At 63.5% G+C, this 10470-nt stretch carries 9 protein-coding genes; 2 read left to right on the plus strand and 7 right to left on the minus strand.

Annotation, left to right across the window (positions count from 1 at the left end; all coding sequences use genetic code 11):
- Window positions 1-418, plus strand: a 418-nt coding sequence (locus VBE63_RS21100; RefSeq protein ID WP_323684993.1) for a redoxin domain-containing protein, incomplete at its 5' end; no start/stop codon positions are given.
- 83 nt (window positions 419-501) lie between these two features.
- Here the strand turns inward: VBE63_RS21100 and VBE63_RS21105 are convergent.
- The 7 genes from VBE63_RS21105 to VBE63_RS21135 form a co-directional block, all read right to left on the minus strand.
- Window positions 502-951: a DUF1810 domain-containing protein gene (locus tag VBE63_RS21105; RefSeq protein ID WP_323684994.1), complete on the minus strand. Its 450-nt coding sequence runs from the start codon at window positions 949-951 to the stop codon at window positions 502-504.
- Window positions 944-1654: an SOS response-associated peptidase gene (locus tag VBE63_RS21110; RefSeq protein ID WP_323684995.1), complete on the minus strand. Its 711-nt coding sequence runs from the start codon at window positions 1652-1654 to the stop codon at window positions 944-946. Before VBE63_RS21110 ends, VBE63_RS21105 begins: the two co-directional genes overlap by 8 nt.
- A 279-nt stretch (window positions 1655-1933) precedes the next feature.
- Window positions 1934-4462 (minus strand): hypothetical protein, encoded by a 2529-nt coding sequence (locus VBE63_RS21115; protein WP_323684996.1) that lies wholly within the window; start codon window positions 4460-4462, stop codon window positions 1934-1936.
- Complete coding sequence (locus tag VBE63_RS21120) at window positions 4420-6420, minus strand: hypothetical protein (RefSeq protein ID WP_323684997.1); 2001 nt, start codon at window positions 6418-6420, stop codon at window positions 4420-4422. The genes VBE63_RS21115 and VBE63_RS21120 overlap by 43 nt, the downstream gene beginning before the upstream one ends.
- Before the next feature lie 85 nt (window positions 6421-6505).
- Entirely contained in the window at window positions 6506-7381 is an 876-nt protein-coding gene (locus VBE63_RS21125) for a hypothetical protein (protein WP_323684998.1), read from the minus strand.
- Between the two features lie 3 nt (window positions 7382-7384).
- The gene (locus VBE63_RS21130; protein ID WP_323684999.1) at window positions 7385-9238 is read right to left on the minus strand and encodes an ATP-binding protein; all 1854 of its coding nucleotides are present in this window, start codon (window positions 9236-9238) and stop codon (window positions 7385-7387) included.
- A gap of 99 nt (window positions 9239-9337) precedes the next feature.
- Window positions 9338-9508: a hypothetical protein gene (locus tag VBE63_RS21135; protein ID WP_323685000.1), complete on the minus strand. Its 171-nt coding sequence runs from the start codon at window positions 9506-9508 to the stop codon at window positions 9338-9340.
- Window positions 9509-9658: 150 nt separating this feature from the next.
- On the opposite strand from VBE63_RS21135, the gene VBE63_RS21140 reads away from it, so the two are divergent.
- Window positions 9659-10470: AAA family ATPase (locus VBE63_RS21140; protein WP_323685001.1), on the plus strand; the 812-nt coding region annotated here is incomplete at its 3' end.

Genomic DNA, 10470 nt, shown 5'->3' on the forward strand with positions numbered 1-10470 from the left:
GATCGACAGCAACTTCTCGCACATCGCCTGGGAGCGCAACATCAAGGAGACGTTCGGGGTCGAGATCGGCTTCCCGATCATCGCCGATCTGTCGATGCAGGTGGCCAAGGCCTACGGCATGATCCAGCCCGGCGCGAGCGACACCTCGGCGGTGCGCGCCACCTTCATCATCGACCCCAATGGCGTGCTGCGGGCGATGGTGTACTACCCGATGAGCAACGGCCGCTCGATCGACGAGTTCGTGCGATTGGTCAAGGCGCTGCAGACCTCCGATGAGCACGGCGTCGCCACCCCCGAGGCCTGGCAGCCGGGCGACAAGGTCATCGTGCCACCGCCGGCCACTGCCGAGCAGGCCGAGGCGCGCATGGCCGAGGGGTATGAGTGCTCGGATTGGTACTTCTGTAAGAAGGCGCTCTGAGTCAGTCAGCGACGCCGGGCGGGGTCGGTGGAACCCCGCCTGATGCGCCGATGCATCCTTCGCCTGCTGGGTGCTGGGACTCCTCACAGCAGGCGATCGGCGTGCGCAAGCAGCGTCAGCGTCCGCGCATCGGGCTGGCCGTCGAAATAGCGCTCCAGCAGCTGTTCGAAAACGGACCCCTCCAGCGCGATCTGAGCAAACAGCGTTGCGCAGGAGCGCAGCTTCAGGTCATCCGGCGTGCCAAAGACCTCACGGGCGGTGCGGCCCTGGATCGCCAGTGCCGCCTTGGCACAGGCGATCAGGCGCGGCCCGAGCACCGGGTGCGCCAGATAGGTCGCGGCTTCGCCGCGAGAGCGGATCGCGAACTGTTGGGCGGTCGCGCTGCTGCCGAGTCCCGCGAACTGCGGGAAGATGAACCACATCCAGTGTGAGCGCTTCTGGCCGGCGCTGATCTCGGCTAGCGCCTGCGTGAAGTAGGACTCCTGTGCGTCGACGAAGCGGTTCAGCGCCTGCGGATCAATCGGGTCAGTCATTAGAACCATACGCTGTCGTGATGGGCGCAAGCAGTTCCGGGCGGTCGTTGCCCGGCTTGTTCACTGCCCGCGAGACCGGATAGGCCTCCCAGCCGTGGGTATCGGCCGGCTTCAGCAGGGACTGCAGCCACGCCTTCTCGGCCATACGATCCGGTCGCACGGTGCCGAGCCAGGCGCCATAGTCGGCGGGATCGAGGATCACCGGCATCCGCTCATGGATCGGGCGGAGTAGGGCATTGGCCTCAGTGACAATGATGGTGCAAGAGTCGATCACCGACCCGTCCTCGCCCTGCCAATGCTCAAAGAGTCCAGCCATCGCGAACGGTGTTCGATCCGTCCGGCGGATCGCAAAGGGCTGTTTGCCATCCGCTCCGGCTTGCCATTCGTAGAAGGCATCCGCCGGGATCAGGCAGCGGCGCTCACGAAAGGCCGCGCGATAGGCCGGCTTGCTCGCCACCGTCTCGGCGCGGGCGTTGATCATGCGGTAGCGGTTGTCCGGCCCTTTGGACCAGAAGGGCACCAGGCCCCAGCGAAGACGGACCCACTCAGGTCGTTGATCATCGGCCTTCAACCGCATGGCTAGGATCGGCTGCGTGGGGGCGACATTGTAGCTGGGCTGAACAGCGAGGCCCGTTTTGGCTTGCAGTCTGAAGTGGCGTGCGAGGGACTCAGGGTCAGAGCATTGGGCGAAGCGTCCACACATACGAAACTCCAGCTGAGCACTCAGTCCTTAGCTAATCGCGCGTCGGCCTGCAGCGCATAGAGCAGGTCCCAGACCTTCTTCGCGCTATGCGACCGTCCTTGAGCCGGATGCGCGCTGATCACAGTGCTGCAGACTCATCAGCCAACTCCCCCCATGGCGATCATGAGTCAATGACAGGCAAGGTGATAGTTGGCGACGCGCGCCTTCCTTTGCGTACCTAAGCGGACGAGTGCAACGGGTTATCTCGACTTCGATCTTTGAGGATGCATCCCGCGCCAGTCATGATAATGTCAATCGTGAGAGCCGTTCGAGCAATTCCGCCCGCATTGGCTTGGAAAGGCGCTCAATACGGGTGATTAGGTCGTTGAGGCTGAGTTGGTCCAGATGTCCTGTCAGGCGATCCAAGGCCGCTCGTTGCCAGTCCGCCTGTTGCGACTGCAAGCTGCAGGGGGGCTGCTCCAGCGCCCGCAGCAGGTTCTCTGTTTGGGCACGATCGAGGGCGGCGATATCCGTTACGGCGTCATAGCGCTGCTGCCAAGCCGCGATGGCCGCCGCACACTCCGCCGCCTCCAGACCCAACAGCTGCTGGCGGATCTTGGCAAGCTGCTGGTCGACCATCACTCGATCGGCATCTGACAGATACGCCGGGGCGTCCGCCAACTCAGACTCTAACGCCTTGCAGCTGGCCTTATCCAGTGCGTCAACCTCTGCTGCGGAAATCGTCCTGGGCCGCATCCAGTCGGACGATCGTCGCCGTGCGGTCTCGATACGCTCCGTAACCAAGGCCTCGTAGATCGCATTCAGGTTCCATTGTGGCGGTGGCTCGATGTCGTCATCTTCCAGCCAGCGCCGCAGTTCCGTCAGTTGGTGGTCCGTCTGCTGTGCGAGCAGTTCGGCCAGACGCTCGACGCTGACCTCGCCCGTCTCCCATGAACGGCTATCGGCCCCGATGCGTTGCAGCAGTTTCGCAAGGTCGTTGATCTGCTCCTCATCACGCCGTCCAGCGAACAATTTCCGCACCTGCTCAACGCGTGCCACAGCCTCTTGCAGTTTCTCTGCGCTATCGATCTGCAACAGATCCAGTTGCCCCAAAGCCTCTTCGCGCTCTTTGACTGCTTGTTTCAGCACAAGCTGGCGATCACGAATCCCCTGCGTGTAAGCCTGTTTCTCCGCATCTGACAACACCGATACCGGGATCGCTTGTAGTGTCTGGAGCAGATCCTCTCCGCGTTTGATCTCATCGGTCAGCTCCAGCACCGTTGTCGATGCCTTCGGGCTTGGTTGTCTCGGATAATCCGTGCAATTCGCCAGTGTTTCTTTCCAGAGTGCACGTTCCTCCACGGTCGCGATCACCCGCCGCTTGTGGCTCTCATGGCGCGTTGCTTGCGCGGTATACCCCAATTCGGTGAGCCATTCCTCCTCGCTTTCCATCTGCTCCCGGAATGACGGGATCTGCTGCGGGGTCGCGCAATTCTGCGTTAGTGTGTAGTGATCGATGCCCGGCTTAACGATCTCGTGTGCAAGCGTAACCACTTTCTCGACGTCCGTAACCAAATCATCAGGCCAGCCATCGCTAGCGAGCATCTTCTTGCGTTCTTGCGATGCTGCGGCACCAAACTTTAACGCATGGTGCACGCTCTTTTTGTTATGCGCTTGCTCGATGTCGCGTTCCCAGGCAGCAACCCGAAACTTGGCCTTTGTCAAGGTTGCGGCGGCTGCATCAGCGTCTGAGCTCAAACGCTGAAATTCGACAGCCAAGGTCGGCGGCAGCGGCTCCACATTGAGCCGGTTTTTCGCCTCCGCCGCCAGGCTGACCTTCAGGTCAAGCCGCTCGGTCGCCTCCCAGCGTTCGAGTAATTCCCGCCATCGGGTCTCCGCATCGGCATCGAAGAATCGCAACCTCGCTACTGCCAGCGCGGCTTCGTCGAGCTGATGCCGGCCTGGACGTGTCACGAAGGCCCTTGTCATCCACTGCGCTGGCGTTAGCTGCTCACCGGCGGCCTCGACCGCGCGCTGTGGAACGCGCAATGCGAGCAGCAGACCAAGGAGTAGCGCCGCGGATGACGCATTCATGCCATAGGGTGGAGCGATCAGCTGCCGGTAAGAGGCCAACAGCGTGCGGGAGGAATCGTTCTGATGTGCCTGCTGCAATAGCTCGCAAAGGGATCTGATTTTCGGGTTAGCAGGCAGGCAGGGCTCGCCAGTGTTATCACTTAACGCCTGCCAACTGCTCAGCAATACCGCGTCAATGCGATTCTTGAGCCGTGGCGGCTGAGACTGTATCCAGGGCAGATTGACATGCCCCGCCAGCAGGGCCTTCGCCATCTGGACCGCGTCCTTGGCACCACTACTGTTCGCGGTGGTGAAGCCATCGGAGGGAAACGGCGGTGCCTGCGGATAGACCGCCGCGAAGATCGCACTCGCAGTGGTCTTGAGCCGTCCCGCCGGTGGCTCCGAGAACCCTGCCACTAAGAAACGCCGCTCCCGTAGGGCGTCCTCGACCAGCGTCTTCAGCGCGGAGCGGCTGCGCTCCTGCTCGTCTGGGATGAAACGCCGGAAGCGTTCGCCATCGGAACCGGCGGTCTTCTCGTCCAGGATCGCCCGCCGCGTCAGGTGCTCGGCGATACGGCCCTCACGGTCCTCGATAAAGGCAACCCAGATCGGGGCTTGCTCCAGACCCAAGCGCTGCAACTGGGCAGCCAGGCAGGCAGCGACAAGCGCCTCGGCCTCGACGGCATCATCGTCCGCATGCAGGAACAGGTAGATCAGCTTGCCTTGGCATCGCTCGGCAGCGTGGCGGCCTGCCACTCGTCGCAGACTTGGCGGATCAGGCCCTCAAACATAGCCAGGTGCGCCTGACGGGCCTCGAAGGTCCAGTCTGGCGTTTTGATGTCGCGCTCCTGCCCGAAGCTGGGCCGAACCTCGCCGAGCGGACAGTCCGCGGCTCCGCGGCGGACGAACAGCGCTCGCGTATCCTCGGCACTAATCGCCTGGCGCTGCGCGCGCAGCCAGTGCTCGAACTGCCCGCGGCTGGCCCCGTCGCTGATCAGCTCGTAGCGACGCAGGTCCGCGTTCCACTCGACCGCGCCTAGGGTGTCGGCGAGGGTGGCGATGGTCTCTGTGATGGTGCCGGCATCCAGCGTCGTCGCCTCACACAGGAGGGCCTCCATCAGGTCGCGGTCCTGCGCGCCGCCCCGCGCCTTCTCCAGCACCGCAACACCAGCCAGCAGCAAGCGCTGCGGCGCATCCAGACTTGCCGCATGCTGAGCGAGCAGGCCTTGTAACGTCTCGGCGACCCCGCCGCCCGTCTCGCGCTCGGCAGCGACCAGCTCCGGCAGCATGTAATCCAGCACCAACTGTGCGGCGCCAACCTGCGTCAGGGCCTTGCCGGTCTGCGCCGGCTCCGAGGACAACCGTTCCGTCACCTCCTTCACGAATGCCAGCGCAGAACGCTGTTGAACCAGATCCTGCTGCCGGGTCAGGAACCACACCGCCAGCGGATGCAGTGGCCAGCAACCGCGATGGATCACGCGGACGAATTGCTCTTGGTCGCTCCAGGTTGGATAGCGCTTAAAGCCGGGCAGCGCGAGGGATAAGCGCTGCCAGGTCGTGCGCGCCTGTTGCTCAGGGGCGGCCTGCTGCCAGAGTGCATCGACCGCAGCCTCGTCCTTGCGCAGCATGTGCGCGAACAGGGTCTCCAGATTGGTGGACAGATACCACTTTTCCGCCCCGTCGAAGCGCGTCACATAGCGTTGCAAGTGCTTCAGGTCGGCGGAGCCAAAACGTTTGAGGTAGGCCTTCAACTCGTATTGGATGAAGCCTACGAACTGCGCCTTCCCGCTATGATCTTGGATCCCTTGGAAAAGCTCCTGAAGCACGCTGGCCCCGGACCGGGTCGCATGCTCCGCAGCATGGGTCAGGTACATCCCAAGTTCATCGAATAGCACCAGCACATGGGAAAAGGGGCCAGCGTCGGCGCAGTAGACATCGCACAAGGTAGCGATCAATGCCTGGGCCGATTCCTGCCCTTCGATCGGGATCGGATGTCCATTCGACTCGGTGTAGACGCCGTTAACGGCGTCAAAGACCATCTCGTCCTGCGACTGCAACGCTGCGCCAATCGAGGCCGCGTCCTGACCCGGCAGGACCGCCGCAAAGGCGTCGGAGCGAAACGCAAAATTGCGCTCGACGAACTGCTCGGCCGTCGAGAAGCGCGGCGACAGTGCCCGGATCGCATCCGCGTCAACGCCGGCATTCTCCAACTGCGCGAACAGGGTCTGGCTGAGTTCGTTACCCAGATGGAAGCGTCCTGACCCGTCCACCGGCAAGACCAGGACCGGCTTCGACAAGGCGGCGAGCAGGTTCTCCAACTGCGCACCGATCTCGGCATCGGCCGCGCGCACCTGCGCGAGAACCTGCTGCGCCGTCTCCCCACGGGGTGCCGCGAACAGCTCCGCGATGGTCACCGAAAGATGCGACTTTCCAGAGCCATAGCCGGCGACCGCGAGCCAGTAGGGATTAACCTCGCGTCCTTGCGCCGCGTCTAACATCCCCTGCAACAGATCGCCGACAAAGCTGGCCGTATCCTTGAGACGATAGTCGCGCTCCAGGCCGTCCTCGCCGCCGCCATGGTAACGCGGCCCATGAAAGACAAAGGACCGAGCCACCTCGGCGGCCAAGTCCGGCTTGGCCTGTACCCAGCCGAGCTGGACGGCACCGTTGAAGAACTGCTGTTGCTGGAATTGAACGACCTCGCCGATCTTCATCGCAAACCTCCGTTTGCCTAGTTATCGTTGTCGGGTGTCAGGGTCGCTCGCCACGCGCCCATCGCGCGGTCGATGACCACCGGCGTCAAACCAATTCGTCGTACAGGTCCGCGATCACCATCGCGGTATCCGCCGTCCGCAGCGCCACGGAGGAGCCGGTGAGCCGATCCAGCCGCAGCAGACCTCGGTCCGTCATCCAATTGACCCAGCCTCCGGCTACCGACTGGTCCCAACCCAGGACGTCGAGCAGTCGTGATTGGGTGAATAACTGATCCAGTGCGACCTGGTCCTGATCAGTCAACCGATGATCCCAGGCCAGGAACAGCGCCAAGCTGTAAGCCGGGTACAGCGCGCGCCGATCCGGCGCTGGCTGCCGCCGGTAGCCGCCGCCCGCAACAACGGCCAAGGCGTCGATCGGCCCCAGGCAGGCAGCTTCGGTATAGCTGCGCGGAACCAAGCCAGACAGTGGGCGCAGGTAGCCCAGCGGGCCGTGGCGCTCGGTCAGAAAGGCAAGGTAGTCCTCGCGTCGGAATGGATTGCCGAGGCGCATGCCTCCGTCGGCGAACAACGCAAACCAGGCATCGGCAATGCCGCGCACCGGATCGGTCCCGACGGCAGGCCGGCACAGCAGCAGATGCAGCAGCCAAAGCGTGACCGGCTCGTCCAGGAAACGATCCTCCGCAAACACCAATTCGCCGAGCGCGCTCAGCCGCAGGGACCAGCGCCCCGCAGACTTGGTCGCGGCGATCAGACCCATACCGCGGGCGTAGTGGATCATCGGCTCGACCTTTCCGGTGCTCTTGCCGGTCGGGATACCGGTCTCGGCGCCGATGTCGACCTTGGTGCCTTCGCCGCCCTTGGCAGCGAAGGGCAGCAACCGCGAGAGCAGGGCGCGGTCCGGTAGGAAGTCCTGCGGAAAATTTAGCGGCAGCGGGGCCCAGTCGATATCCGGCTCAGCCATGACTCAACCCTCAAACCCCCGTTGCTCCAGCGCCGTCACAGACACTAGCACCGCCTCCTCGCGGAAGCTGCCATCGGCGCGTAACACCGGCCCGAGGGACCAGCACTGCCCCTTCTCCAATTTAGCGAGTCGCTGGCCCCAGTCGGCTTTTGAAACGCCTTGCGTCGCCTGGGCCAGGATCTGCGCGAAGCGATCGATTTCGGTGGTCGCCGGTTTGAAAAACAGCTTGTGGCCGGCCTGGAACAGGCGGTCGCGCTGCGACGAGTTGAAGTTGCTCGTGGTCTGGGTCGCCAGCATCAGCGCCACGCCGAACTTGCGCCCCTCACGCAGCATTTTGTCGATGGGCGAGTCGCTGCTGTGGTCGAGGTTTTGGATCTCGTCCAGCACGATCGGGATGGGCCGTTGCTCGGTGCCCGAGCTCTGCGCATAGTCCCAAAGGTCCCAGAGCACGAATTCGGTGACCAGCTTCTGGATTTCCCGCGCCAGCCCTGCCAGTTGCAGCACATGCACCCGATACTCCGGCGCCGTGAGCATCTCTTCCCAGGCCGACTCCACACCCTCGCGGAACGGCCGCGACTGGATCAACGGCTCCAGCTTGTTCGCCAGGGTCTCGCCCTGAGGACTGTCCCCGCGCAGACGCGGCAGCAGGGCATCGAGCGAAAAAGCCGGGTCCAGATCCAGCCCCGATTGCAGCGATCGGATCATCGCCGCGGACTGCTGATCGCCGAGCTCGAATACCGACGCGAAGATGCTCTCGATCCGGGTCGCGACCTCATAGCTGCCCTCTTCGATCTCGGGCACGGACGGGTCGAGCACCTGGCGCTGGAGCCGGAACGGATTCAACGGCAGCCGTTCAGTGCGCACAAAGTGGCTTTTCGGGTTCGCAACGCCTTGAAAGCGCGGCTGCATCTGCCCAGGCAGAAAGCCGTTGGTATAGTCGATGATCAGCGAACGCAGCCCGGCGCAGGCCATCTCCGCCAACAGGCATTGGATGCCGTAGGTCTTGCCCGAGCCAGAGGTGCCGAACACCAGCAGATGGCGATTGGCCAGCCGTGCGTCGCCAAAATGCCAGTACACCGGCTCGCCACCGCCACGAGTGCCGATCAGCAGACGCTCGGGGACCGGGAACGGTGGCTTCGCCGCTGCTTGCTCTGACGCGGTTTTTGCCGGCTCGACATGGGCGCCCGTTTCGGTTCCAGTGCTCGACTCTGGTTTCCTATCCGGATCAGCCGCTTTGACGGTGCCCGGCGTCGATGTCGTCCCTGCCATTTCCGGTTGCATTGGGCGTACCAGAGTGCCGCCATGGGTTGGCCCCGCCGCGGAGGGATCTGAGTCGACCGGCGCTTCGGAAGCCCCCGGCGGCGCGGTGCTTGCTGGCGTCTGCTGCTCGGCATTCGGCGTGTCGGCGCTGCTCCCCGTTCCTTGATCCGAATCATTTAGATCGGCCGCCGGCTGATCGTCCGCGGTGGCATCGACATCGCTCGCGGTCGACTTGGGCACATCGGCGTCGCTTGAGACCGACCGAAGACAGATCGCAGGCCCTTGGGGGCCAATGCTCGCTGTCGGCTCGGCCTCGGAGAACAGGGCGGCCAGGCCCTGATAGCCCAGCTCGACCTGTTGCACGGTGAAGCCCGCGACCGGTGCCATAGTCAGCGGCGTGACCGGCTCGCTCGGGGGCAGCGGTGTCAGCGCCGGCGCCGGCGCCGGCATCGGCACGTTGTTCCAGAAGGTAAAGACCAGACCATGCCAGCAGACCTCGAAGCGCCCCTCCGCCAACTGCTCTAAGGCCTGATCGAGTGAGCGCAGCGCAAGATCCGGCAGGCGCACGCGCGCCCGCGACGCGATCGCCCGATGCAACTGCCCCCAACAATAGCGTCGGTCGAAGCCGAGTCCGCCATCGGCGTTGCGCGGCGCGAACAGCCTGGTCAGATGGCGCAGCGTCGCGCAGACCTGCGTTTAGGCCTCCGCCTTATGCACCGGGTTCTGTCCCGCCAGCTTGCATTCCAGCACCGCGGCATGCATCAGCGGCAGGTGGTCTGGGCGCACCTCCAACGTCAGGGCCAGCAGGTCCGCGCGCCGTTTCGTGTCGGCGTCTTCAAACCAGTGCCGCAGCGAATCCAGCGGCAACAGCTATGGCAACTCCCCGCGACGCGATTTCATACCCTCTTGCGCCGCGAGAACACGGTTTAGCAGACCCTGTCGAAGGATTACACTGTCATTGCCCTGAACGAAACGGGTAAACGTAGCGAGAGTCCGGGTCTAGGTGGGAGATGCTTCGTGCATATTGAGTTCGTCGAAATCGCCAACTTTAGGAAGCTGCTGTCGACACGAATCGATCTATCGACCAGCACTACACTTTTCGTCGGGGCCAACAACAGTGGCAAGACGTCGGCTATGCTCGCAATGCGCCGCTTTCTGTCGCCTCGTCGCTGCCCCTTTGAGATACACGACTTTACACTTTGCCATTGGCCCGCGATCAACGCGCTCGGGAACAGTTGGCTCGTAGCGCGCGGTGCCGGAGACGTCATCGATCTAGTCGTCGAACCCTGGGCCAGCGTTCTCCCGACGCTGGACCTCTGGCTGAATGTCGACTCCGGCGAGATGCATTATGTCCGCGACTTGATCCCTACACTCGACTGGGAAGGTGGCCGGCTGGGCGTCCGACTGTGCTACGAGCCCAAGGATCTCGATGCGTTGTACAAGGACTTTGTGGGCGCCTTGAGCGATGCGGAGGCGATGAAGTCAGCGGCAATTGACGCTGCGGCGGCGGAGCATCCGGGCGCCGATCCGTCACCGGATCCCGCCAAGCTGACGATTTGGCCGGAGAACCTTGTTGATTTCTTGAGCAAGAGGCTCTCCACCCACTTCAAAATCCGTGCCTATTCGCTGGATCCCGCCAAGCTCGAGGTGCCTGACAAGTCCCAGGCGCGACCGCAGGCGCTGCCGGCGACGTCGCTACCGATTGAAGGCGACCCCTTGAACGGTCTGATCCGCGTGCACGACATCCCCGCACAACGCGGGTTCGGTGAGGAGCAGTCCGGCCAAAATGATGAGGACGCTCCAGCCGATGCGGCAGGCAGCCGTCTGTC

Source organism: Lamprobacter sp., assembly GCF_034860625.1.
In the GTDB taxonomy this organism is placed as follows: Bacteria; Pseudomonadota; Gammaproteobacteria; order Chromatiales; family Chromatiaceae; genus Lamprobacter.